Genomic DNA, 24,880 nt, shown 5'->3' with positions numbered 1-24,880 from the left:
CGCGAAGACGGAGTCTGTCGTCGACAGACGCTTCAGGTTGCAGCTAGACTTCTCGCCAAGAAAGAAGACTAAAGTTGGGGGAAACAATCAATGGCGGGTATTCGGTACGCCTTGGTTCTTGTCGCTGCGTTGCTGACCGTGTCGATGTCGGGCGAGCACGCGGAGGCCGAAGACTACCCCGCGCGGCCGGTCAGGATCATCGTTCCCTTTGGTCCCGGCGGACCGGCTGACGTCGTGGCGCGGCAGATCGGCAGCATCCTGCAGGAAGGCCTCGGCCGGCCTTTCGTGGTCGAGAACCGCACTGGGGCCGGCGGCGTGATCGGCGCGCTCGAGGTCGCGAAAGCCCCCGCCGATGGCTACACGCTGCTGATGATGTCGAACACCCAGACCGCCAATGAATCGCTGGTGCCACAGCGCAAATACGAATTGATGCGCGACCTGACCCCGATCGCATTCGTGAACACGTCGGATCTCGTGATCGTGGTCCATCCCGCCGTGCCGGCAAAGACGCTGCAGGAATTCATCGCGCTGGCAAAGGCCCAGCCGGGAAAGCTCAACTACGCGTCGTCGGGTCAGGGCACGCCGTATCACATGGCCGGCGAATTGTTCAAGGCGATGGCCGGGATCGACATCGTGCATGTGCCCTATCGCAACAGTGGCGAAGCGCGCAGCGGCATCATCGGCGGCCAGGTCCAGATGATGATCGATGCCGTTCCGGCTATGGCACCGAATGTTGCGGAAAGCCAGGTGCGCGCGCTCGCGACAACCGGCAAGACGCGTTCGACGGTGCTATCAGACGTTCCGACCGTGATTGAAGCCGGCGTTGCCGGCTATGAGGCGACGATCTGGCTCGGCCTGATGGCCCCGGCAGGCACGCCGAAGCCGATCATCGACAAACTCAACGCGGCCGTGAACGCCGCGATCAGGCGCCCGGAGGTCGAGAAACTCTGGGCTGCCCAAGGCGCGGTGCCGATGACAATGACACCCGAAGCGTTCGACGCATTCCTGCGCGCCGATATCGTGAAATGGGCAGACGTCGTCAAACGGCTGGACAAGTCCCAATGAGCACGGCATGGCAAGACAGTCGCGATGGAACAGTGGGCATGAAGACGTTGAACATCCTGAGCGGCGGCGCGGCGCAGGGCCTGGTGCGCAGCCTCGCGCCCGCGTTTGAAGCCGAAACCGGCCTCGGCATTGCCGGCGATTTTGGTGCGGTCGGCGCCATGGCCGACAGATTGCGTGCCGGCGTTCCGACCGACATCGTGATCCTGACCGCCGCCCTGATTGCGAAACTTGCCGACGAAGGGCTGGTTTTGCGGTCGTCGATCACCGACATCGGCCGCGTTGAAACCGCCCTCGCCGTTCGAGCCGGCGATCCCCTTGTCAGCGCCAAAGACGCCATCAGCCTGCGCGCAGTGCTGCTCGCTGCGGACGCGATCTTCCTGCCCGACACGAAGGCGTCGACGGCCGGAATCCACGTCGCCAAGGTCCTTGCGGAACTCGGCATTGCCGATCTCGTCGCCGATCGGCTGAAAGTCTTTCCGAATGGTGCCACAGCGATGCGGCATCTGGCCGAATCCCCTGACCGACGCCCGATCGGTTGCACGCAATCGACCGAGATCATCAGCACCAGGGGTGTCGTGCTATCCGGCGCCTTGCCGCCGGGATGCGAGCTCGCAACGATGTATACGGCTGCCGTTGCGACGCAGGCATCGGCTGCGTCGCAGGCGCAACGCCTGATCGCGTTACTGACATCGCCGCTGACGTCTGAGCAGCGCAGCAGGGCTGGCTTTGTCGCCGGCCTGACGTCGTAGACACCAAGGACCCGGCGCGAGACTGGCTTGGGAGTTCGATCAGGCCGGTCCGGCCAAAGGCAATGCTTCCGGCTCGGCCCGGTTCGCCGCTTGCGGGCAGAAGCCTGTCATCAACCGCCGGCAATCCCCGATGAATCCGTCGAAAAAGGCCCAAAGCGGCCGTGTTTGAGCGTCCGGAAGTTGCCATTTCTACGAGAACTCGCGTATGCATTACCTGCAGGATCGTAGGTGTGAGACATTCAAATGGCGATGGAACTGAGGGGCGCGAGCGGCGAGGGATTTGCGACGATTGCCGCTGATGGTCGCGTGTTGGATTCCTGGTTTCTTCAGCTGCGCCTGGTTGCGGAGGCCGACAAGGCGGCAACGGTCCGCTTGACGGAGGACGAGGTCGGGAGATCGTTGGGCGAGTCGGCGAATGGATATGCGCGGCACGACGACATCCGCAATGTCGACATCGTTCCAATCCGTACCGACATTGGCTCCCTTGCATCTGCGCCGACCGACGTGCACGACGCATATCTTCGACTCCATCTGCTGAGCCACCGGCTCGTCCAGCCGAATTGCCTGAACCTCGAGGGAATTTTCGGGCTGTTGCCTAACGTTGCCTGGACGACCTTCGGCCCTTGTGAGGGCTCTCGTGTCCCCGACGCGCGAATGGAAGCACGAAAGCGTGGCCTCGGGTTCGAGGTGACAGGCGTGGACAAGTTTCCGCGCATGACTGACTACGTGACGCCTGCGGACGTGAGAATTGCAGATGCGGATCGCGTCAGACTCGGAGCTCATTTGGCGCCGGGCACGACCGTCATGCATGAGGGCTTCTGCAATTTCAATGCAGGTACGCTCGGTCCCTGCATGGTCGAAGGCCGGATCAGCGCCGGCGTGGTCGTGGGAAGCGGCAGCGACGTTGGCGGCGGAGCGTCGATCATGGGCACTCTGTCCGGGGGCGGCAAAGAGAGGGTTACAGTTGGCGAGCGCTGCCTGATCGGCGCCAACGCCGGTATCGGCATTTCATTGGGCGACGATTGTATCGTCGAAGCGGGCTGCTACGTCACGGCAGGCGCGCGCATCCTTTTGCAAGATGGCCGGGTCCTGAAAGCCAAGGAACTCTCGGGCCAGAACGGCCTGCTTTTTCGTCGCAATTCCCAGAGCGGCGCCCTCGAGGCAACCAGACGCAACCAAAATTGGGACGGCCTCAACGCGCAGCTCCACGGCTAGGCAGTTCAATCGAAGACGTCGGCGACGACAATCGCGGCGCGGCAGCGATGTCGCCTTCTGGCCCGTCGCGGCAATAAGCTCATCTCATTCTAGCGTGCCAGCTGCGTGAGGCCCGTCGGCGGTCCGTCGACCGCGGTCCAGCCGCCATCGACGAACAGCGTGCTGCCGCTGACGTAGCTCGCGGCGTCGGATGCAAGGTAGGCGACGGCGGTGGCGACCTCGTCGGCACTGCTCCAGCGATTGAACACGGTGTGGCCGGCGTAGAGATCGTAGATGTCGGGCCGCTGCTTGAACGGGCCGGTCAGCGCGGTCTCCGCGATGCTCGGCGCGATTGCGTTGACGCGGACGCCGGACCGTCCGACCTCGGACGCGAAGCCCTTCACCAGGAGACCGATCGCAGCCTTGGTCGAGCCGTAGACCGCAAGCCCCGGCTCGATGGTCACCGCACGCACCGAAGAGCAGGCAATCAGGCTGCCGCCCTGTTGCTTGACCATGATGCGGCCGAACGCCTGGAAGAACCACACCGTGCCCTTGACGTTGAGGTTGATGACGCGGTCGAGATCCTCCTCGGTGTAGTCGAGGATGGTCTTGCGGATATTGAGCCCGGGCGTCGTCACCGCGATATCGATGCGCTGCAATTCCCGGAGCGCCTTCGCGGCCAGCGCCTCGACGGCGGCACGATCGGCCGCATCGCAACCGGCTGCTGCTGCAGACCCGCCCTGCTCCCGGATCGCAATAGCCGTTGCCTCTGCGCCCTCCTGCGTTCGATCGGCGCAAAGCACGCGCGCGCCGAGCGATGCCAGCGCTTCGGCCGAGGATTTGCCGATCCCCGAGGCTGCTCCCAGCACGACAGCGGTCTTGCCGGTGAGATCGAATAGCTTGCGATAGTCGGTCATGTGACCTCCCGGGATGCGAGCGACGCTCGCTTGCCTTTCCACGACAACTTCATATACTAATATATTAGTCTCTGAGAGCAAAGAATGCCCGCCCGCTCGCCGAAAAAGTCCGAGCTCCGCAACCTCGCCGGCCACAGGCGGGGCGGTCGCCCCCGCACCGAGACCGCCGCCGCGCGGATCCACGCCGACCTGCGCGCCGAACTGGTGTCGCTGCGTCGCAAGCCAGGTGACCCGATCCTCGAAGCGGAGATCGCGATGTCCTATGGCGTGAGCCGGACGCCCGTACGCGAAGCCATCCTGCGCCTCTCGGACGAGGGCCTGGTCGAAATCTTCCCGCAATCCGGCATATTCGTGTCGCGCATCCCGCTCGCAGCGCTCCCCGAGGCGATCATCGTCCGCAAGTCGCTGGAAGAAACCACGACCCGCATGGCCACTGAACGCGCGAGCAAGAGTCAGATCCTTGGCTTGCATTCCATCCTGGCGCGCCAGCACGAGGCTGATACGGCCGGAGATCGCGAGGCTTTCCATCAGGCCGACGAGGCGTTTCATGCGGGGATCGCCGACATCGCAGGATATCCGGGCATCTGGAAGCTGATCCTGCAGGTCAAGGTTCACGTCGATCGCTTCCGGCGTCTCACCCTGCCGCAGCGCGGGCGAATGGCCGAGGTGATCGCCGAGCACGAGGCCGTGATGACCGCGATCGAGGCGCGTGATCCATCATCGGCCGGAAGCGCGATGGCGAGGCACCTGGAACGGCTGCTGGCCGATATCGCGACCACCAAGCACAACAATCCGGAGTTCTTCGACCAGCCGAACTAGTCGAGCGAAGAATCCGGCAAGAAACCGGGCAAGACGTCTCAGGAAGGAAACGACATGGACCAAGCACGCCGATCACAGCGCCGCGTTGCGGGGCTTAGCCGTCGCGATCTCATCCGGATCGGCGCCGGCCTTGGTGCGGCCGTTGTGACGTCGCCGTCGCTCGCCCAGACAAAGGTCGTCTTCAAGGCGTCAGACGTCCAGCCGCCCGGCTATCCGACCGTGGTCGCGACGGAAAACCTCGGCAAAAAGCTGGCAGCGGCGACCAACGGCCGGCTGTCGCTGCAGATGTTCCCCTCGATGCAGCTCGGCGGCGAGAAGGAAACCATCGAGCAGACCCAGATCGGCGCGATCCAACTGCTGCGTGTCAGCGCCGGCTCGATCGGCCCGATCGTCGATGACATCAACGTCGTCAACATGCCCTTCCTGTTCAAGAACATGGCGCACGCCGAGCGGATGATGGACGGTCCGATCGGCCAGGAGCTGCTGGACAAGATCACGGCAAGCCCAAACGCGGGCCTGGTCGCATTGTGCTGGATGAATTCCGGCGCGCGCAGCCTCTACAACACCAAGCACGCGATCAAGACCATCTCCGACATCAAGGGCCTCAAGTTCCGCGTGATCGGCAATCCGATCTTCATCGACATGATGAATGCCCTCGGCGGCAACGGCGTCGCGATGGGTTACGATCAGGTGTTCAGCGCGCTGCAGACCGGTGTCATCGACGGCGCCGAGAACAATCCGCCGAGCTACGTGTTCAGCAATCACTACACCGCGGCGAAGCACTTTTCGCTCACCGAGCACCTGATCGTTCCCGAGCTGCTGGTGTTCTCGAAACGGGCCTGGTCCGCGCTGTCGGCCGATGACCAGGCGCTGATCAGGACGCTTGCCCGCGAGGCGCAGATGGAAGAGCGCGGGCTCTGGAACACCTACGAGCAGCAGGCGATGGACAAGGCCAAAGCCGCCGGGTGCGAGATCATCGAGATTGCCGACAAGGCGCCGTTCCAGAACGCGGTCAGGCCGGTGTGGGACAAATATGGTCCGAAATACCAGGACATGATCGGACGGATCCAGTCTGCCTGACACGGCGCCATGCGGGACATCGACATCTGACGGGAAATGACATGGCCGGACCATATCGCCGCGCGATGGACTATCTGTATCTTGCCTGCGTCATCACCGGCTCTGCCGCGCTGATCCTGATTTCAGCTGTCATCCCCTGGGCGGTGTTCACCCGCTATGTGCTGAACAGCGCAGCATCCTGGCCAGAACCCCTCGCGGTGCTGCTCACCATCGTCGTGACATTCATCGGTGCGGCGGCCGGCTATCGGCTCAATCTGCACATGAACGTCGCCTATTTTGCCAACAAGCTCCCTGACCCGCTCCGCAACCTGACCGAGCTCGTCGTCCAGCTGCTGATGGGGCTGATCGCGCTGTTCATGATCATCTGGGGCGCTCGGCTCGTCGAGGTAACCTGGCACAACACGATTGCGGACTTCCCGTCGCTTTCGGTCGGCGTCACCTATCTTCCGATTCCGATCGGTGGTGCATGCCTGCTGTTGTTCATCATCGAGCGGATCTTTCTGGGCGCGCCGCCCGATCCGATCGCATCGCACCGCGACGTTCCCGTTGATTGATCGCGAGAGCACACATGGACATCCTCATTCTGCTTGCGACCATGCTGTTCTGCTTCGTGATCGGCATGCCGATCGCCTACTCGCTGGCGATGGCGGCGATCGTCGGCGCCCTGTGGATCGGCATTCCCCTGGAAGCGGTGATGCTGAAGATCTCCGACGGCGTCAGCAAAGTCGCGATGCTGACGATCCCGTTCTTCGTGCTGGCCGGCGCGATCATGGCGGAGGGCGGCATGGCCCGGCGGCTGGTTGCCTTCGCGGACGTGCTGGTCGGACTGACGCGGCTGCGCGGCGGCCTTTCGATCGTCAACGTGCTGGCGACGACATTCCTGAGCGGCATTTCCGGATCGGCGGTCGCCGACACGTCCGCGATCGGCTCGGTGATGATCCCGCAGATGGAAAAGAACGGCTATCCGCGCGTGTTCGCGACCAATCTGACGATCACCTCGTCGGTGCAGGCCCTGCTGGTGCCGCCGAGCCACAATGCGGTGCTCTACTCGCTCGCAACCGGCGGAACGATCTCGATCAGCGCCCTCTTCATGGCCGGCGTGTTCCCGGGGCTACTGCTCGGCTTCTCGCTGATCATCCTGTGCCTGGCCGTCGCCTACCGCGAAAAGCACCCGCATGGCCAGACCGTGCCGGCCAAGGACGCGATCCGGATCGCCATCGATGCCTCCTGGGGTCTCATCACCCTCGTCATCATCCTTGGCGGCATTTTGGGCGGCATCTTCACCGCCATCGAGGCCGGCGCGATCGCCTGCATCTGGGCGTTCTTCGTCACCATGTTCATCTATCGCGACTATCGCTGGCGCGACCTGCCGGTGCTGCTGCATCGCACGCTGCGCACCGTCGCGATGGTGATGACGCTGATCGCCTGCGCCTCCAGCGTCGGCTACATCATGGCGCTGACGCAGATGCCGGCCAAGATGACCGCCTTCTTCCTGTCGATCTCCGATAACAAATACGTCATCCTGCTGCTGATCAACGTGCTGCTGCTGGTACTCGGCACGCTGGTCGACATGGCACCGTCGATCCTGATCGCAACGCCGATCCTGCTGCCGGTCATGAAGAACTTCGGCGTCGATCCGGTGCATTTCGGCATGATCATGCTGCTCAATCTCGGCATCGGCCTGTGCCACCCGCCGGTCGGCGCAATTCTCTTTGTCGGCTGCGCGGTCGGCAAGGTCACGATCGAGCAGGTCATGCGCAAGATCTGGCCGTTCTACGCTGTGATGTTCTTTGTCCTGATGTGCGTGACTTATCTGCCGGAACTCTCGCTATGGCTGCCGCGGCAGCTTCAGGTCCTGCACTGAGGGCGCGCGGCATCTTGCAGATCAACATTGCGCGACACGCACAGCGTGTGATCTTGCGACCACCAGCCCACATCCCTAGGCTGCCCGCCCATAACAAAACAAGACCAGGGAGGCGATCGTCATGACCACAAGGCGGGATTTCCTGAAAGCGGGAGCAACAGCAGCAGCAGGCATCGTGTTCTGCAGCTGCGGGCTGGTCCACAATGCGAACGCGCAGCCGTCGCGCCAGAAGCTGCCGGTCACCGTCGACGGCAAGCGCATCAGGACGATCGACATTCACTCGCATTGCCACTTCCGCGAGGCGGGCGCCCTGCTCGGCGCCGACGCCGGAAAGTATCAACTGCCGCCGGTCAACGGCGCTGCGGAAGCCTTCGTCGAGGTCGACAAGCGCCTCGCTGCGATGGACGCGCAGGCCGTCGATATGGAGGTGCTCTCGATCAATCCGTTCTGGTACGACCGCGATCGCGAGCTGGCCGGAAAGATCGTGAAGATCCAGAATGAAAAGCTCGCCGAGCTGTGCGCGTCGAAGCCCGAGCGGTTCGCGGCCTTCGCATCGCTGACGTTGCAGGCGCCGGACCTTGCGGTGCAGGAGCTGGAGATCGCGATCAAGAAACAGGGGCTGAAGGGCGCGGCGATCGGCGGTGTCGTCGATGGCGTCGAGTTTTCCGATCCCAGATTTCATCCGGTATGGGCCAAGGCCGAGGAGCTCGGCGTCCCCCTGTTCATCCATCCGCAGGGCGTGCCCGAGCTGAACAAGCGGCTGTCCGGCAATGGCTGGCTCGGCAACACGATCGGCAATCCGCTGGAGACCACGATCGCGCTCTCTCATCTGATCTTCGAGGGCACGCTCGACCGCTTCCCGGGATTGAAGATCATCGCCGCGCATGGCGGCGGCTACCTCCCCTCCTATGCCGATCGCTCGGACCATCCCTGCCTGGTCGGACCCAAGGGATGCAATGCGGAGATCAAGCTGCAGAAGGCACCGACCGAATATCTCAAGCAGATCTATTTCGACTCGCTGATCTTCACGCCTGAGGCGATCCGGCACCTCGCCGCCCAGGTCGGCGCCGGCCAGATCGTGCTCGGAAGCGACTATCCCTATCCGTGGCAATTGGCACCGGTCGATCACATCTTCGCCTGTTCATCGCTGAGCGACGACGACAAGGCCAACATTCTCGGCCGGACCGCGTCAAAGCTGCTCGGTGTTGCTGCGTGAGGGCGGCGGCGATCAGTAGGCTTTCACCGTCCTGATCTCGTTGCGCGGCTGGGCCGTTGGCGCCAGCTGCGCGACGTTGGGCACCGGATCGGCGTAGACCGCGTCGGTTCCGGCGAACTCGGCCTGCGCCGCATCCGATATCCATTTGACCGCCGCGGGGTGGCTGACCAGCATCCCGATCACTGCAACGATCACGAGCACCGGCACGGCGATCAGCCTGATGCTGTAGCTGCTCTCCGGATCCTGCTGTCGGTTGTCGAAAGGGCCCTGCATGGATTCCTCCACATTGCGGACGTGATCCACCGAAGTGTCACTTACCGCAGGGCACGCAGGGCCGATGTGAATGGTTTCACAGGCTTTGTCCCGCTCACCGCTTCGTGAAATGCGAGACCAGCCGGGCAGCCGGCGCGGCTACTCGCCGTCATCGGCTCCGGCGTCGACCAGCTCCTGCAGCGACTCGGGTTTCAGCACGACGATCGCGCCGTGCTCGAGCCTGACCCAGCCGCGTGTCGCCCACGCGCGGAGCTGCTTGTTGATGCTCTCGCGGGTCATGCCGACCATCTCGCTGATCTCCTGCTGGGTGATCGAGATGGTGCGCCCCTGCGGCTTGTGCTTGTCGCTCAGGCGCAGCAGCGCGCTGGCGAGACGGCCGGGCAAATCCTGCAGGATGACCTGCTCGACCTGATCGCTGGTCCAGCGTAGCCGCGCGCACAGCAGCTCGATGAACTTCATCGCCAGCGTCGGCTGGCTGCGCACGAACGGAATGAACTCGCGCCGGTCGATGACGAACAGCTCGCAATTGGTATTGGCGGTCGCGTCGGCCGTGCGCGACAGACCGTCGAGCAACGCGATCTCGCCGAAGATCTCGCCTGCCTCGATCAGGTTCAGAATCGCGTTGCGGCCATCGGGCGAAGAGATGCTGATCTTCACCGTGCCCGAAATCACCGCGATCAGGCTGGTGCCCGGATCGCCCTTGGAGAAGATCGTGGTGCCCCGCTTCAGCGTGGTGTGCTTGGCGTAACGGCAGAGCTGATCGAACGCCTCGGGCTCGAGATCGGCGAAGTAAGGATGCTTGCGCAGCACCGACAGCTTGTTGTTCGAAAACGACAGCGCGCCGGCGGTTCGTTCTATGGGCGGCGCTCCGGTCATCGCGATCCAGACTGCTTGAGTTGCGTTCGATCGACCGCCAGCACAGCGGACACCGACAGGGCCATCGATCATTGAAAGCGACAGGATTATAACCCCACCGGGGCCCTACAGCAACCAAAGGTCCGGGCCGGTGAGGTTCGGATAGAAGGCAGCCAAAGTACAATTTGGAATAAATATGTGCCTATGCAACGCGCAATTGCAGGCAGCGAACCGGCCTTGTCCCGAAATGCCCGGGCCACGACCCGCCCAGCGCCGCCGACTCAGAGCAGCTTGCCGTCCGGCCCGAAGAACGGGTGTGGCCCGTCGAACTGCCCGATCGGGACCTGGTGCGTGACCAATTGTCCAAATTCCGGCCCACGAAACCATGTGTGCAGGTGGAATGCAGCCGGTTCCACCTTGAACGACGGTTCGCGCAGTTGCCCGAGGTCCAGGTCGACCGCATGGTTCGGCGCGGGACACAATGTCACGGGAATCCCGGCAAACGTCGTCAGCATGGCGCGGTGGACGTGCCCGCAGCCGATCAACCGCACACGCGGGTGACGCCTGACGATTGCAGCCAGTTCGTCGGCATTGAAGAGGTCCTGGCGGTCCATATGCCAGATGCCGCCCTTGAACGGCGGGTGGTGCAGGAAAAGCAGCGCCGGCCGGTCGGCTTCCGTCGCCAATGCCGCGTCCAGCCATTGCAGCGTGGACGCTTCGAGCATGCCGTGCGGCTTCCCGGCGACGCTTGAATCAAGCAGCAACAGATCGACGCCATTCACCGCGATCTTCTGGTCGAGCGCGCCGGTTGCGTGAACATAGGGTGCGGCAGGAAATGCGGCGCGCATCCAGCCACGCGAGTCGTGATTGCCGGGAATTCCGGCAAACGGAACGCGCAGCGGCGCGAGCAATCGCTTGAGACAGTCGTATTCCTCGACCGACGGCGTATCGACCAGGTCGCCCGAGATGACGACGAAATCGGGCGTCGGCTCGAATGCGTTGAGCGCCGCCACACAGCGCTCGAGGGCTTTCGCGGTATCGACCCGGCCATAGGCCAGCGCTCCCGGCGGCTTGATGTGGAGGTCGGATATCTGTGCGATGAGAACCGGTTTCGACGGCATCGATCAATCTCAGGGTTCGGAAGGAAGCAGACGAACGGCGCCGGGTGCGATCGCAAGCCCTATTCGATCGCCGACTTTGGCCTGGATCGAATTGGGCGCGTCGACATTGAGCGGCTTGCCCGATGCGCCGCTCACGACGATGCGCTGCCGGTCGCCGATGAAGCTGACGGAGTCGACGGTTGCCGAGAGCAGCCCTGCCCCGGCGTCAACCACGCGAATGGTCTCGGGGCGGATCATCACGGTCGCGGTCGCCGTGGTCGCGCCGCCTTCGACCGGCAACCGTCCGCCGGGCAAAAGCATGACACCGTTCTCGATCGGACCCTCGATGATGTTCGCCGCGCCGATGAATTCCGCCACGAACCGATCCTTCGGTGCGAAGTAGACCTCGCGCGGCGTACCGATCTGGGCGATCGCGCCTTTCCGCATCACGACGATGCGGTCGCCCAATTCCATGGCTTCGGCCTGATCGTGGGTGACGTAGATCGTCGTGATTCCGAGCGCCCGCAACAGCCGGTTGAGCTCGCTCCGCAGCCGGTCGCGCAAGGCGGCGTCAAGCGCGGTCAAGGGCTCGTCGAGCAGCAAGATGCCGGGCCGGATCGCGACCGCGCGTGCCAATGCGACGCGCTGACGCTGCCCGCCGGAAAGCTGGTCGATGCGGCGGTTCTCCAATCCCGTGATGTTGGTGAGCGTCACCAGCTCGGCGACGCGCGCGGCACGCTCGCTCCTCGCAACACCGCGGATCTTGAGTCCGTAAGCGATGTTGTCCGCCACCGTCATGTTGGGGAACAGGGCGTAGGACTGGAACACCATGCCGACATTGCGCCGCTCGATCGGCACCGAGGTCATGTCCTTGCCGTCGAACAGCACCTTGCCGCCCGCGTCCGGCAATTCGAGGCCCGCGATGATGCGTAGCATCGTGGTCTTGCCGCAGCCGGACGGACCGAGCAGCACCAGCGTCTCGCCACGCGCGATGTCGAGGGTTGCGGGATCGAGCGCGCGCGTGCCGTCGGCAAACGTCTTGCCGCAGCTCTCGATCCGCACCGCTGCACCGTGCCCCGCCGTACTCATCGCTTGTGATCCCTGTCGGCCAGCAGTTGCATCGCGACCAGGAGCGGAATGATCATCACGAAGAAGATCAGAGTATAGGCCGAGGCCACTTCGAGCCGCATCGAGGCGTAGCTGTCGGCCAGTCCGATCGGCAGCGTCTTCGTCAACGGCGTATGGAGCATCCAGGTCAGGTTGAATTCACCGAGCGACAGCGTGACCACCATCAGCGCGCCGGCCAGAATTCCTGGCAGCGCGTTCGGCACGATGACATCGCAGAAGCGCCGCCAGGGCGATGCGCCGAGCGAGGCCGCTCCTTCGTCGAGTGTCTTGATGTCGACGGTCGCAAACACCGCCATCACCGAGCGCACCATGAATGGCATGGTGAAGATCACGTGGCCGACCAGGATGAAGAGCCAGGAACGGCGAAAGCCGCCGAAGCTGCCATAGGCGAGCAACAGCGCAAGCGCGATCGCAAGCCCCGGGATCGCGAGCGGCAGCGTGATGATCTCCTCGACGATGCGGGCAAGCCGGCCGCCCCGCGCATGCAGGGCGTAGGCCGCTGGAACGCCGGCAAGCAGCGTGACGGCAAGTGTCGCGAATGCGATCACGAAGGAGAGCAGAATCGTGCCGGCATAGAGCTCCCAGACCTGCGCGACCCATTGCAAGGTCACGCCGGACTGAATGCCCCGGAAGTAATTGACGGTGACACCGGCGGAGATCGAAAGCGCCGCAGGCACCACCAGGAATGCCGCGACGAGCAGTGTGAAGACGAACTGGCCGGTGAAGATCAGGCGATCGCGCATGCTGTCACCCGGCAGCCGCAACGGCGCTACCGCTGAACGTGCGAGCAAGCGCGAGAATGAGCCAGGTGATCAAGCCAAGCCCAACCGACAGCGCGGCTGACGTCGCGAAATTGGCGGCCAGCGTGAACTCGGTGTAGATCAGCATCGGCAGCACGTCGATGTTCGTCGCCAGTGTGAACGCGGTGCCGAAGGCGCCCATTGCGGTCGCAAATGCGATCGCACCCGACGCAACGAACGCCGGCGCCAGCGCCGGCAGCACGACGTCACGCTGCACCGCCCAGGGGCTGGCGCCAAGCGAACGCGCCGCCTCCTCCAGACCGACATCGAGCTTTTGCACGGCCGCCATGATGGTGAGGATCACACGCGGGATCGAGAAGTAGAGATAGCCGAGGAAGAGCCCGTAGATCGAATAGGCAAACACGAACTTCTCGCCGAAGATCCGGTTGGAGAGATCGCCGATCAGGCCCTGCCGCCCCGCCAGCAGAATGATCATGAAGCCGACCACCACGCCGGGAAACGCCAGCGGAAAGGTCAGCATCGCAATCAGCACGGCCCGCCCGGGAAAGCGGTGCCGCTGCAGGAACATTCCGGCGATCGTCGCCACGATCAGCGTGACGACCGTAGTCGCGGCCGCCAGCAGCACCGTATTGATCAGCGTCGCGCGATAACGGCCTTCGGTCAGAATGGCGAGATATCCGGCGATCCCGTGCGGCCCCTCGGCGCCGGCAACCACGAGCCGCGCCATCGGCAACAGGAAGAATGCCGTGGTCACGACCGCAAGCGGCAGCAGGCAGAGCCAAACGAAGGACTTTTGCGACATCGGAAGATGAGTGCCCCAGCGAGGGGCACCATATTGCCTCAGCGGACCTCGGCGAGATAGCGGTCGACGAAGGCTTTTTGCACGTTTTCCATCTCGCCCCAGTCGACGCTCTTGGCGCGGGCATAGTCGCTGTCGGGGAGGAATTTGCCCTTCACGGACGCCGGCAGTTCGATCGGCCGCGCCGGACGCAGATAGGCATTGGTCCAGATCGCCTGTCCCTTGTCGGACAAGAGATAGTCCATCACCTTCTTGGCCTTCTCCTTGTCGGGCGCGTTCTTCACGAGGCCGACGACATAGGGAAACACCACCGATCCCTCGCAGGGAATCACGAACTCGAAGTTGCCTTTCTCCGAGTACTTCGCGCGGTAGGCGTTGAAGTCGTAGTCGAACAGGATCGGCATCTCACCAGAGACGACGCGGGCGTACGACGTCTGCTTGGGCACGATCGGATCGTTCTTGCGCAGTTCCTTGAAGAAGTTGATCGCCGGATCGAAATTGGCGGGTGAGCCGCCCAGCGCCAGATTGACGGCAACAGCGCCGACATAGCCGACCGCAGCCGAGGACGGATCGAGGTAGCCGACCATCCCCTTGTAGTCGGGCTTCAGGAGGTCCTTCCAGCAGGCCGGCACCGGCTTGCCGCCGAGCGCGTCCTTGTTCACGAACAGGCCGAGCGTGCCGGAGTGGATCGTGGTCCAGTAGCCGTCGGGATCCTTGAGGCCGGCGGGGACCTGATCCCAATGCGCCGGCTTGTAGGGCTCGAGTGCGTCCTGAGCCTTGGCCTTCATGCCGAAGGTGACGCCGAAATAGCCGATATCGCCGACCGGATTGCTCTTCTCAGCCAGGATCTGGGCCAGCGCCTGGCCGGAATTCTTGTTGTCGTGCGGGATATCGTAGTTCAGGTCCGCCTTGATCGCCTTCAGCATCGAAGCCCAATCGGCCCATTCCGGCGGACAATTGTAGCAGATCACGTCGGCCGCCCTGGCGGATTGCCACGGCGCGATCAGTGTCAGCGCCAGCAACGCAAGGACAAGGCGGACGGTCTTCATGGGAGGCTCCGGTCTGGAAGAGGATGCGATGCGGATTTCAACATCAACGGAGCGACCAAGTATAGGCCGCGTATGAAGGTTTTGCGACGCTTGCTGCCGTGCAGCAAACAGCCCACCAGCGATCGGATGCTCGCGGGGGTCCGTCATTTCGCGCTAGGCTGGCTGCCAAAAGAGGACGCGCCCATGTACCAGCCGCCCGGCGTCAAGACGTCGCCCGACCTTGCCGTTCCCGACCTGATGAAGGCCTGGGTCCTTGGTGACCCCGACCAGCTCCTGCTTCGCGAAAAGCCGACGCCGGTCCCGTCGCGTGCCGAGGTGCTGGTACGCATCGACGCGGTTGCGATCTGCGCCACCGATCTCGAGATCATCCATGCCGGGTCGCCGGCAAGCATTCAGGGGGGCGCGCCCTTCAACAAGAACTTCACGCCGGGCCACGAATACATGGGCACGGTCGCCGCGCTTGGCCCTGATGTCGACGAATTCAGGATCGGTGAGCGGGTCAGCGTCGAGATCCACGCCGGCTGCGGCCAATGCAAACGCTGCCGTCAGGGCATGTACACGTCATGCCTCAACTATGGAAAGCCGGAGAAGGGTCACCGCGCCAACGGCTTTACGACCGACGGCGGATTCGCCGAATACGCGGTCAATCATATCAATACGCTGGCGCGCGTCCCGGATACGATGAGCGACGCAGAAGCGACCCTCGTGGTGACCGCAGGGACATCGATGTATGGCTTGACGGAATTGGGGGGATTGGTGGCCGGCGAGAGCGTCGTGGTGATCGGCCCGGGGCCGATCGGACTTCTCGCGGTTGCCGTGGCCAAGGCGCTTGGTGCGAGCCCGGTGATCCTGACCGGCACGCGCAACAAGCGGCTCGCGATCGGCGGAGAATTGGGGGCCGACCGCGTCATCAACATCAACGACGAAGATGCCGTCGAGGTCGTAAGGCAACTCACAGGGGGGATCGGTGCGGACTATGTGGTCGAATGTGCCGGCACCGAAGCGACACTCAACCAGGCCATTCACATGACCAATCGCGGCGGCAAGATCTGTCTGGCCGCCTTCCCGCACGAAGCCGCGACGCTGGACATCGCCCATCTCGTGCGGAACAACATCTACGCCTACGGCATCCGTGGCGAAGGCAAGAGCGCCACCCACCGCGCAATGGAATTGATGGCCGCGAAGCGGTTCGACGCGACCAGGATCCACACGCATACGTTTGCGCTGGCCGACCTGCCGACCGCGCTGAGATATGCGCGGGACCGCGTGGACGATGCGATCAAGGTCGTCGTGACCAATCGCAAGGCCGACGCAATCGCGAGCGCCGCGGAGTGAAGTTTGTTCGTGGGTTAGCGAGAGAGCCGATCCTGCTCACACCGAACAGTAGCGCTCCTTGATCTCGTCGTCGGCCAGCAATTCCTGCGCGGACGCCTGGTGCACCACGGAGCCCTGATCCAGCACATAGGCACGATCGGCGATACCAAGCGCGAGCTCGACGTTCTGCTCGACCAGCAGCACCGTCGTTCCCTGCGCCTTCATGCCGCGGAACAACTCGAACATCTCGTCGACCAGCACCGGCATGATGCCCTCCGACGGCTCATCCAGCATGATCAGGTCAGGCTTTGCGATCATCGCGCGCGCGATCGCCAGCATCTGCTGCTCGCCGCCGGACATCGTCACCGCCTCCTGGTCCAGGCGCTCGGCCAGCCGGGGGAATATCGCCGCGATCTCGTCGATCAGCTCGGCTTCCCGCTTCTTCGCCGGCGACGCTACCAGGCCGAGCCGCAAATTCTCCCGCACCGACAAACCCTGCACGATCCGCCGCTCTTCGGGAACATAGGCGAGCCCCAGCGCAAAGCGCACATGCGCCGGCCGATGCAGCAACTCTTCACCCTTGAAGGTCACCGAGCCGCGCGTCCGCCCCATCAAGCCCATGATCGATTTCAGCGTCGTCGTCTTGCCGGCCCCATTGCGGCCGATCAGGCAGACGATCTCGCCCCGCGTCACCTCGAGACTGATGTCCTGCAGCGCGTGACTGGCGCCATACCAGGCATTGAGCTTGCCGATCTCAAGCATTCGTCAATGCTCCCGCTGGCCGAGATAAACGCGCTTTACCGCCTCGTTCTGCCGGACCTCCTGCGGCGTTCCCTCGGCGAGCAGCTCTCCGTGGTGCAGCACGAGGATGCGATCGCTGATCCCGAGCACCAGCTTCATCTTGTGCTCGACGAGAATGACCGTGCGCTCCTTGGCGAGCTTCACGATCAGATCCATCATGGTCCGGGTTTCTTCCGGGCTCATGCCGGCCGTCGGCTCGTCCAGCAGCAGCAAGCGCGGCTGGCTGGCGAGCGCCATGCCGATCTCCAGCGCCCGCTGCTCGCCGTGTGCCAGCGTCTTGGCGGCGCGCTCCCGTGATGCCCACAACCCGACCAGCTCCAACAGCTCGTCGGCGCGCTCGACCAGCTCGGTCAGGCGCGCGCGGGGCCGCCAGATGTCATATCTCGACACCAGGGCCTGCAGACCGACGCGGATGTTCTCGCGTGTCGTGAGCTGCGGAAACACACTGGTGATCTGAAAGGACTTTGCGATCCCCATATGCGCAAAGCGGTGTTGCGGCAGGCCGGTGACATCCCTGCCCTCGAACTCGACGCTGCCCTTCGTGGGAGCGAAGGCGCCGCACAGCAAATTGAAATAGGTGCTCTTTCCGGCACCGTTCGGACCAATGATGGAAGTGATCGCTCCTCGGGCAAACTCAGCGGAGATGTTGTTGAGCGCGACGAACTTGCCGAACGTCTTGCCGACGCCCCTGGTGCGCAGAATGATTTCGTTCGCCTGGCCTGCTGCGGTGCTCATCGTCTGCCCCGCGCGATCAGCGTGCCCCAGATCCCGGCCGGGAAGAACAGCACGCATGCGATGAAGATGGCGCCCACGATGAGCTGCCAATGAACGGTCCACACCGAGACCACGTTCTCCAGCACCAGGAAGACCGCGGCACCGACCATTGGCCCGAAGAACGTCCCCATGCCGCCCAGCAATGCGATCATCACCACCAGACCCGAGGTCTCGTAGTGCAGGATCTCGATCGGAACGATCGACAGATGCAAGGCCTGCAAGGCACCCGCGAGGCCACAGAAGCCGCCCGACAAAACAAAGGTCAGCAATCTCACCTTGGTCACGTCGTAGCCCGACGCACGGGCACGCATCTCGTTCTCCCGCACCGCCTCGATGACCGCCCCAAACGGCGACGCCAGAATGCGCGACATCACGAAGAATGCGGCGATCACGAAGGCCGCGATGACGTAGTAGCGGACCATCGGATTGATGAAGTCGATCCGCAGGCCGAACAGATCGATGGTGCGGACGTTGATGCCGCGAAGCCCGTTTTCGCCGCCGGTCAAGTCAACGGCCTGATAGAACAGGTAGTACACACATTGCGACAGCGCCATTGTCACCATGGCGAAGTAGATGCCGCGGGTTCTGATCGCGAGTACGCCAATCAACAGCGCCATCAGCAGGCCACCGGCGATCCCCGCCGCGATCGCGGCATACCACGGCCAGCCGAAGTGCACGATGGCGATGCCGCAGAAGTAGGCGCCGGTCCCGAACAGCGCGGCATGCCCGAACGACAGGAGACCCAGATAGCCAAACACGAGGTTGAAGCCGAGAGCATACAGCCCGTAGATCAGGATGTTCACGGCGAGAGCCGTGAACGGCATCAGCAGCGGGAACACCAGGATCACCGCGGCGGCGATGCTGGCGCGATGACGCGTTGCGAACTCGTACCAGCTGACGATCCTGGTCCGCGGCTCCTTGATGGATTCGGTGGCGTCGGTCATGGCCGCTTCAGCTCATCAATCCGGCGCGGCCGAAGAAGCCCTGGGGGCGGACGATCAGGACGATCGCCATCAGGGCAAAAATCGATACCTTGGCCATCTCGGGCGCAAACAGCGAGGTCATGCTGACCACCACACCGACCAGCAGGCCCGCCAATACCGCGCCACCGATCGAACCCATCCCACCCACGACCGTCACCACGAAAGCCTCGGCGAGGATCGTGCCGCCCATCTCCGGGATGACGCCCTGGAGCGGGGCCGCCAGCAGGCCGGCGAAGCCCGCAATCGCGGTGCCGATTCCGAACACGATCAGCCAGACCTTGGAAACATCGACCCCGAGGACGCGGACGATCTGCGGATCGCGCGCCCCGGCGCGGATAATCAGCCCGAAGCTGGTCTTCTCCAGAAAGAGCCAGAGCGCCAGCAGGACGACAGCGGTCGCGCCGATCACGAACAGGCGGTAGAGCGGGAAATAGCCGACACCGATGTTGACGGCGCCCTGCAGGACCTCGGGCGTATCGAACGGATAGCCGGTCTTGCCGAACGCAATGCGCACGCATTCGACCATCACATAGCTCAGCCCGAAGGTCAGCAGCAGCGGATAGTCGATGCCGCGGCCATAGAGCGGCCGGATCAGCACGCGTTCGACGGCAAGGCCGAACAACCCGATCAGGATCGGCACAGCCACGAGGCAGATCCAGAAATTGCCTCCGATGGAAATTAGATAGAGTCCGACATAGGCGCCGACCATGTAGAACGCGCCATGGGCAAAATTGACAACCGTCAGCATCCCGAAGATCAGCGAAAGCCCGATTGCAAACAGCACGTAGATCGCGCCGAGCGCCAGCCCGGCGAACAGTTGCAACGCAATCAGATCAAAGCTCAGGCCCGCCATTTGTCACCCCAATATGGCGCGCACCGTCCTGTGGCGCGCGCCATCGCACGCGCTCAACTCTTGTGACCAAGCGCTTCGCAGCTGCGCAGGTTCTTTTCGTTGGGCTCTTCGGTCGACAAGACCTCGAACACGTCGGACTCGTTCTTCATGTCCTTGGACTTCGACTTGATCACGAGCACCGACTGCACCGACTGGTGATCGCATTTGCGGTAGTATTGCGGTCCCTTGTAGTAATCGTATTTGAGGGCCTCCAATGCCCCGACCACCTTGTCGGTCTCCACGCTGCCGGCTGCCTTGACCGCCTCGAGCACGGTCCGAACACCACCATAGCCGAGCGCGCCGTAATCGGTGGGCAATTTGCCGTCATACATCTTGCGGAATGCGTCGTTGAACGCCTTGGTCGAGGCAAACTTGTCTTCGATCCCCCAGTAGAACGAGCAGCCGCCGACGACGCCATCGAATGCCTGAGGACCAGCGGCGACACGACTGGCGTGCGAGAGCAGCGGCGCGATGATCTGGATCGATTTCTTGATACCAAAGTCGGTGGCCTGCTTCAGCGCGATCTGCTGGTCCCGGCCGAAATTGCTGATGCAGAGAATATCGGGCTTCAGCGCCTGGAGACGGGGCAGCAGGGTGGAGAAATCGGTCGTTCCGAGCGGATGGCGGATGTCACCGAGGTTCTCGATGTTGAATTCCTTGCCGACCTCGAGGAAGCCGCGAACCATCTCGTGACCGTAAGCGTAATCCGCTGTGAGGAACGCAACCTTCTTGCCGAATTTGGCGAAGGCGTAGCGGCCGACCGCCCCCGACGTCATGTGCGGGTTCAGCGCTTCGTGGAAGGTGAATTTGCTGAAGTCAGCCGCCTCGTTGATGGCGTCGGACTGGCTGATCGAATTGAAGATGACGCCACGTTCCTTGGTGACGTTGTTGATCGCAAGCTGAACCGCTGCGGACAGGCTGCCGACGACGAAGTTCACCTTCTCCTTCTCGACCAGTTCCAGTGTCCGCGTCGCCGCCTCGCCGGGATTGAGCTTGTCGTCGCGCACGACAAGCTCGGCCTTGCGGCCGTTGAGGCCGCCGGCATCATTGAACTGGGCGACAGCCAGCTGACCGGCCCGCACCTGGTCCTGGGCCTCGGCCCCATAAGGACCCGTCAAGGGAACAGGGAAGCCGATCTTGATCGGTGCTTCCTCGGCCTGCAGCAGATTGATGCGAAACGGCGAGACGGCGAGAGCGGCGCCGGCGCTTGCCGTCGTCAGCAGGCGACGCCGCGATATCGATCCAGCTTCGGTGACCTTGCTCGTCATGACTATTCCTCCCCAAGAACTGTCTGTGTTTTGCTTATCGTATTGTCGTTGCCTGAAACGTCTCCACCTCAGATCCGTCCCAAGGCCGTCAGGATAACCTGAGGCGTCAGCGGAATCTCGGTAATTATTGCGCCGAATGGCCGGAGGGCGTCATTGACCGCGTTGGCAACCGCAGCCGCCGCGCCGGCAGTCCCCGCCTCGCCCGCCCCCTTGGCTCCCAGTTCCGATTCCTGTGTCGGAGACACCACGTGGCCGATCTCGATATCGGGCATCTCGGCGGACATCGGGACCAGATAGTCCGCCATATTGGCGTTGGTCAGCTGACCACGCTCGTCATAGATGCACTTCTCGAACAGCGCCGCACCGAGCCCCTGCACGACCCCACCGCGGATCTGCTCGTCGACCAGCTGCGGATTGATGATGGTGCCGCAATCTTCGACAACCCAATGCTTCAGCAGCGTCACGAAGCCGGTCTCGGTATCGACCTCAAGCCAAGCGGCCTGAATGCCGTTGGTGAACGCGAAGGGATACTGGCGCGGAACGAAATGCCGGGTCGCCATCAGTTCGGGCTGAATGCCCGGCGGGAGGGTGTCCGGCCGAAAATAAACCGTCCGCGCCAACTCGTTCAGTTCGATGCGCGGTGCGCCGTCGGCGGCGTTGACGATGCTGTCGTTGACGATATCGAGCTCAGCCGGCGTCGATTGCAGGATGGCCGCGGCGACTTTCAGAACATTCTCTCGCAGAGCCTTGGCGGCCTGCAGCGCGGCTTCTCCGCCGATACCAGCGCCGCGCGAAGCCCAGGTGCCGCCGCCATAGGGCGTGTTATCGGTGTCGCCCAGGATCACGCGGACCCGTTCCATCGACACCCCAAGCACGCTACCGACGATCTGGGCCGTCAGCGACTCCGAGCCCTGCCCCTGCTCCGTGATGCTGGTCTGGCAGATCACCGAGCCCTGCGCGTCGAGCCGAACCGCAACGCCATCTTGCGACGAAATTCGCGCGCCGCCGACGCCGTAAAAGGCGGCGCTGGGATTGGTCACCTCGATGAAGCTGGCGATCCCGATGCCGCGATGAATGTTGCTGGCGCGCAAGGCCATCTGCTCGGCCCGCAATGCGTCGTAGTCCATCATCTGAAGCAGCTTGGTCAGTGAGGCGTGGTGCGAAAGCTGCTCGAACTTCATCCCCGAGGGCGATGCACAGGGATAAGCATCGTCGGCGATCAAATTGCGCCGACGGATTTCGACGGGATCCATGCCGATCTTCGCTGCGGCAAGGTCGACCAGGCCTTCGGTGACCGAACAGGCGATCGGGTGCCCGACCGCCCGGTACTGGCACATCACGTTCTTGTTCTGGAACACGACGCGCGCTCGCGCCCGATAGTTCGCCGTGGCATACGGCCCGCCGACCAGATTGACTACCTGATTGGCCTCGATGGCGCTGGTCCGCGGATACATCGAATAGGGACCGATCCCCGTTAGGTCATCGATCTCGAAGGCCGTGATGGTGCCGTCCGGCCCGACACCGATCCGGCCTCTGCATCGATGATCGCGCGCGTGAATGTCCGTGTTGAAGCTCTCGACCCGGTCGGCCACGAACTTGACCGGCCGGCGCAGCAGCTTGGACAGCGCATATGTCGCCATCTCGTCGGCATAGATGTGGACCTTGATGCCGAACGAACCGCCGACATCCTTGCAGATCACCCGGACCTGCGCCTCCCGTAGCCCGAGATGCAGAGCCGCGATGTTCTGCACCATATGGGGTGCCTGCGTGCCCTGATAGATCGTCAGCCGCGCCTCCGCCGCATTCCAGTCGGCAACCACCGCCCGCGGTTCGAGCGTCACGCCGGTGTGGCGCCCAAACACGAAGTCCGCCTCGACGACCTCCGATTCAGACAATGCCTGGTCGACATCACCGGCATCAAGCGTCCGTTCAAAGGCGAGATTGTCGCCGAGCGAGGCGTGAATGACTGGCGTCGCCGGATCGAGCGCAGTGCGCATGTCCGTGACCGCCTCGAGTTCCTCGTAGCCGACGGATACATGCTCCATGGCATCTTCCGCGGCCGCACGGCTGGTCGCCACAATCGCTGCGACTGCCTCACCCTGCCAGCAGACCCGGTCGACCGCGATCGCGTGCTGCGGGGCCGACTTCAATCCCTTCAGATGCGAGAGGACGCCGACCCAAGGCGTGATGACCGCCTCGAGCTCGCGACCCGTGACAATGGCAATAACGCCCGACATGCGCCGTGCTGCGTCGGCATCGATCGCCACGATTCTGGCATGGGCATGGGGCGACCGCAGGAAGACCACATGCGCCATCCGCGGCAATTCCAGGTCGCTGACATATTGTCCGCGCCCCTGCAGCAGCCTGTCGAGGTTCGGACGTGGCACCGTCTTGCCGATATAGGAATTCGGGCGATCGAGCACCGAGAGCGCTTCTGCTGGAGCACGGGTGACTGTCATGCCCGGCGCTCCGCACGCTTCCTGGCGGTCGCCTCCACGGCGTCGACGATGGCTTGATAGCCGGTGCAGCGGCAATAATTGCCGGAAAGATGTTCGCGGATCGTCTGGCGATCGGGCACGGACGGATGCTTCAGCAGATCCTGCGCCGTCATCAGCATCCCCGGTGTGCAGTAGCCGCACTGCAAAGCATTGCGTTCGCGGAACGCCGCCTGAAGATCCGCGATCTCGCCGTTGTCGGACAATCCCTCGATCGTCTCGACCGACGTGCCCTGCGCCTGGATAGTCAGCATCAGGCAGGAGCGCACGATCTCGCCATCGATCCGGACGGTGCAGGCACCACAGACGCCGTGCTCACAGCCGACGTGAGTTCCGGTCAGCTTGAGGTTTTCCCGAAGGAAATCGGCGAGATTGAGCCGCGGCAGGACAAGGCCGTCGATCGGCTCGCCGTTGACCAGCAGTGAGACCGGCACCGGAGCGCTCATCTGGTCGCTCCTGCTTCCAGTTCGGGGCGCGCCAGCAACGCGGCCACGCAGCGCCGGAGCAAGACTCCAGCGAGATGCCGGCGCATCGCCGGGCTCGCCTGCTGATCCTCCTGCGGATCGAGTTCATCGGCCAGCGCTGTCGTCGCCTCCGCGAGCAAGGCGGGCGTCACGGGTGCATCGATTAGCTTCCCGGCGGCCGACGCGAGCAGCGGTCGATCGCCAACAGCAAAGAAGCCGAGCCGAAGATCCGAGAACCTGCCAGCGGCAACAACAGCGCGCGCGGCGAGCCCAACGACGGCATAGTCACCATGCCGCCGGGCAAACTCCTGAAAGAAGAATGACGCGTCGTGGCCTGCCACCGGCATCTCCACCGCGACCAGCAATTCGTCCGACGACAGCGCCGTTTCGTAGATTCCCCTGAAAAACTCCGTCGCCGCAATCCGGCGCTCGCCGGCCGGGCCACGCACAACGATCGTGGCGTCGAGCGCGACAACACAGGCCGGCAGTTCCGACGCTGGGTCGGCGTGAGCGAGGCTGCCGCCGATCGTGCCGCGATTTCGGATTGCGGGATGAGCAACGTGGGCAACGGCATCGCGCAACAACGGCGCGTGCAGCGCAATCTCCGGCGATCTCAGCAGATCGACATGCCGGGTCAGCGCGCCAACCACCAGCGCGCGTCCACTCACCGCGATGCCGCGCAACTCGGCGAGGCCGCCGATATCGACCAGAATGTCGGGAGACAGGAGCCGCAAGTTCATCGCCGGCATCAGGCTCTGGCCGCCCGACAGAACCTTCGCCCTGTCGCCATGCGCGGCGAGCAGCTCCAACGCATTCACGACGCTGGTCGCGCGGGCGTAGGCGAAAGCCGCAGCTTTCATGTGGGCGTGGCCTCCCGGACCCAATTTTGGTTTGCCCGATTAGAGGGCCGCCCTGCTCAAAGGTCAAGCTTGTTTATCGAGTGATTATTTACGCGGCAGGGCTTGTCTTCGCCTTGCGAAGGACGCAGGTTTCTAGCCAACTAAAGTTCAACGCGGGGAG

At 63.4% G+C, this 24,880-nt stretch carries 25 protein-coding genes; 9 read left to right on the top strand and 16 right to left on the bottom strand.

Translation table 11 applies throughout. The annotated features are described in order from the left end of the window. The first annotated feature begins 90 nt into the window (after positions 1-90). The 3 genes from BRSPCE3_RS19130 (at position 91) to dapD (ending at position 3,029) form a co-directional block, all read left to right on the top strand. Positions 91-1,065, top strand: a complete 975-nt coding sequence (locus tag BRSPCE3_RS19130; RefSeq protein WP_244067599.1) for a tripartite tricarboxylate transporter substrate binding protein — start codon at positions 91-93, stop codon at positions 1,063-1,065. Positions 1,066-1,103: 38 nt separating this feature from the next. Next, positions 1,104-1,814, top strand: coding sequence for a substrate-binding domain-containing protein (locus tag BRSPCE3_RS19125; protein WP_309296321.1), 711 nt, complete (start codon positions 1,104-1,106; stop codon positions 1,812-1,814). Positions 1,815-2,057: 243 nt separating this feature from the next. Then, a complete protein-coding gene (gene dapD / locus BRSPCE3_RS19120; protein ID WP_244067597.1) occupies positions 2,058-3,029 on the top strand; it encodes a 2,3,4,5-tetrahydropyridine-2,6-dicarboxylate N-succinyltransferase in 972 nt (323 codons plus the stop codon). An 89-nt stretch (positions 3,030-3,118) separates the two neighbouring features. Here dapD and BRSPCE3_RS19115 read toward each other — a convergent pair whose 3' ends face one another. Next, complete coding sequence (locus tag BRSPCE3_RS19115; RefSeq protein ID WP_244067596.1) at positions 3,119-3,925, bottom strand: SDR family NAD(P)-dependent oxidoreductase; 807 nt, start codon at positions 3,923-3,925, stop codon at positions 3,119-3,121. 84 nt (positions 3,926-4,009) lie between these two features. On the opposite strand from BRSPCE3_RS19115, the gene BRSPCE3_RS19110 reads away from it, so the two are divergent. The 5 genes from BRSPCE3_RS19110 (at position 4,010) to BRSPCE3_RS19090 (ending at position 8,904) form a co-directional block, all read left to right on the top strand. Then, positions 4,010-4,744, top strand: a complete 735-nt coding sequence (locus BRSPCE3_RS19110) for a GntR family transcriptional regulator (RefSeq protein WP_244067594.1) — start codon at positions 4,010-4,012, stop codon at positions 4,742-4,744. A 54-nt stretch (positions 4,745-4,798) separates the two neighbouring features. Then, positions 4,799-5,824 (top strand): TRAP transporter substrate-binding protein, encoded by a 1,026-nt coding sequence (locus BRSPCE3_RS19105; RefSeq protein ID WP_244067592.1) that lies wholly within the window; start codon positions 4,799-4,801, stop codon positions 5,822-5,824. Positions 5,825-5,865: 41 nt separating this feature from the next. Continuing rightward, positions 5,866-6,378 carry a TRAP transporter small permease gene (locus tag BRSPCE3_RS19100; RefSeq protein WP_244067591.1) on the top strand — a complete coding sequence of 171 codons (513 nt, stop codon included), beginning with the start codon at positions 5,866-5,868 and terminating at the stop codon, positions 6,376-6,378. Between the two features lie 14 nt (positions 6,379-6,392). Then, a complete protein-coding gene (locus BRSPCE3_RS19095) occupies positions 6,393-7,688 on the top strand; it encodes a TRAP transporter large permease (protein ID WP_244067586.1) in 1,296 nt (431 codons plus the stop codon). 121 nt (positions 7,689-7,809) lie between these two features. Continuing rightward, on the top strand, positions 7,810-8,904 hold the full coding sequence (locus BRSPCE3_RS19090; RefSeq protein WP_244067585.1) for an amidohydrolase family protein: 1,095 nt from the start codon (positions 7,810-7,812) through the stop codon (positions 8,902-8,904). Positions 8,905-8,916: 12 nt separating this feature from the next. Here BRSPCE3_RS19090 and BRSPCE3_RS19085 read toward each other — a convergent pair whose 3' ends face one another. The 7 genes from BRSPCE3_RS19085 to BRSPCE3_RS19055 form a co-directional block, all read right to left on the bottom strand. Next, positions 8,917-9,177 (bottom strand): hypothetical protein, encoded by a 261-nt coding sequence (locus BRSPCE3_RS19085; protein ID WP_244067584.1) that lies wholly within the window; start codon positions 9,175-9,177, stop codon positions 8,917-8,919. Positions 9,178-9,315: 138 nt separating this feature from the next. Then, complete coding sequence (locus BRSPCE3_RS19080) at positions 9,316-10,053, bottom strand: Crp/Fnr family transcriptional regulator (RefSeq protein ID WP_244067583.1); 738 nt, start codon at positions 10,051-10,053, stop codon at positions 9,316-9,318. A 260-nt stretch (positions 10,054-10,313) separates the two neighbouring features. Beyond that, a complete protein-coding gene (locus BRSPCE3_RS19075) occupies positions 10,314-11,153 on the bottom strand; it encodes a phosphodiesterase (RefSeq protein WP_244067582.1) in 840 nt (279 codons plus the stop codon). A 9-nt stretch (positions 11,154-11,162) separates the two neighbouring features. Next, entirely contained in the window at positions 11,163-12,221 is a 1,059-nt protein-coding gene (locus BRSPCE3_RS19070; protein WP_244067581.1) for an ABC transporter ATP-binding protein, read from the bottom strand. Next, positions 12,218-13,003 (bottom strand): ABC transporter permease, encoded by a 786-nt coding sequence (locus BRSPCE3_RS19065; RefSeq protein ID WP_244067580.1) that lies wholly within the window; start codon positions 13,001-13,003, stop codon positions 12,218-12,220. Before BRSPCE3_RS19065 ends, BRSPCE3_RS19070 begins: the two co-directional genes overlap by 4 nt. 4 nt (positions 13,004-13,007) lie before the next feature. After that, on the bottom strand, positions 13,008-13,823 hold the full coding sequence (locus tag BRSPCE3_RS19060) for an ABC transporter permease (RefSeq protein WP_244067579.1): 816 nt from the start codon (positions 13,821-13,823) through the stop codon (positions 13,008-13,010). A 38-nt stretch (positions 13,824-13,861) separates the two neighbouring features. Next, positions 13,862-14,869 carry an ABC transporter substrate-binding protein gene (locus BRSPCE3_RS19055; protein ID WP_021080426.1) on the bottom strand — a complete coding sequence of 336 codons (1,008 nt, stop codon included), beginning with the start codon at positions 14,867-14,869 and terminating at the stop codon, positions 13,862-13,864. Between BRSPCE3_RS19055 and BRSPCE3_RS19050 the strand changes: the two genes are divergently transcribed. Then, complete coding sequence (locus BRSPCE3_RS19050; protein ID WP_244067578.1) at positions 14,810-16,204, top strand: zinc-binding dehydrogenase; 1,395 nt, start codon at positions 14,810-14,812, stop codon at positions 16,202-16,204. The genes BRSPCE3_RS19055 and BRSPCE3_RS19050 overlap by 60 nt on opposite strands. A 36-nt stretch (positions 16,205-16,240) precedes the next feature. On the opposite strand, the gene BRSPCE3_RS19045 is transcribed toward BRSPCE3_RS19050, so the two are convergent. The 8 genes from BRSPCE3_RS19045 to BRSPCE3_RS19010 form a co-directional block, all read right to left on the bottom strand. Further along, positions 16,241-16,945, bottom strand: coding sequence for an ABC transporter ATP-binding protein (locus tag BRSPCE3_RS19045; protein ID WP_244067577.1), 705 nt, complete (start codon positions 16,943-16,945; stop codon positions 16,241-16,243). Positions 16,946-16,948: 3 nt separating this feature from the next. Continuing rightward, positions 16,949-17,719: an ABC transporter ATP-binding protein gene (locus BRSPCE3_RS19040; RefSeq protein WP_244067939.1), complete on the bottom strand. Its 771-nt coding sequence runs from the start codon at positions 17,717-17,719 to the stop codon at positions 16,949-16,951. Continuing rightward, entirely contained in the window at positions 17,716-18,702 is a 987-nt protein-coding gene (locus BRSPCE3_RS19035) for a branched-chain amino acid ABC transporter permease (RefSeq protein WP_244067576.1), read from the bottom strand. Before BRSPCE3_RS19035 ends, BRSPCE3_RS19040 begins: the two co-directional genes overlap by 4 nt. 7 nt (positions 18,703-18,709) lie before the next feature. Next, a complete protein-coding gene (locus tag BRSPCE3_RS19030; RefSeq protein WP_244067575.1) occupies positions 18,710-19,594 on the bottom strand; it encodes a branched-chain amino acid ABC transporter permease in 885 nt (294 codons plus the stop codon). 53 nt (positions 19,595-19,647) lie between these two features. Continuing rightward, the gene (locus tag BRSPCE3_RS19025; protein WP_244067574.1) at positions 19,648-20,901 is read right to left on the bottom strand and encodes an ABC transporter substrate-binding protein; all 1,254 of its coding nucleotides are present in this window, start codon (positions 20,899-20,901) and stop codon (positions 19,648-19,650) included. Positions 20,902-20,969: 68 nt separating this feature from the next. Beyond that, positions 20,970-23,360 carry a xanthine dehydrogenase family protein molybdopterin-binding subunit gene (locus BRSPCE3_RS19020; protein ID WP_244067938.1) on the bottom strand — a complete coding sequence of 797 codons (2,391 nt, stop codon included), beginning with the start codon at positions 23,358-23,360 and terminating at the stop codon, positions 20,970-20,972. Beyond that, on the bottom strand, positions 23,357-23,842 hold the full coding sequence (locus tag BRSPCE3_RS19015; protein WP_244067573.1) for a (2Fe-2S)-binding protein: 486 nt from the start codon (positions 23,840-23,842) through the stop codon (positions 23,357-23,359). The genes BRSPCE3_RS19020 and BRSPCE3_RS19015 overlap by 4 nt, the downstream gene beginning before the upstream one ends. Continuing rightward, positions 23,839-24,720, bottom strand: a complete 882-nt coding sequence (locus BRSPCE3_RS19010) for a xanthine dehydrogenase family protein subunit M (protein ID WP_244067572.1) — start codon at positions 24,718-24,720, stop codon at positions 23,839-23,841. Before BRSPCE3_RS19010 ends, BRSPCE3_RS19015 begins: the two co-directional genes overlap by 4 nt. Positions 24,721-24,880 lie beyond the last annotated feature (160 nt).

Origin of the sequence: Bradyrhizobium sp. Ce-3, assembly GCF_022835695.1 — a bacterium.
In the GTDB taxonomy this organism is placed as follows: Bacteria; Pseudomonadota; Alphaproteobacteria; order Rhizobiales; family Xanthobacteraceae; genus Bradyrhizobium.
The sequence above is the reverse complement of the archived record's forward strand: the minus strand, read 5'-3'. Positions and strand labels throughout refer to the sequence as shown.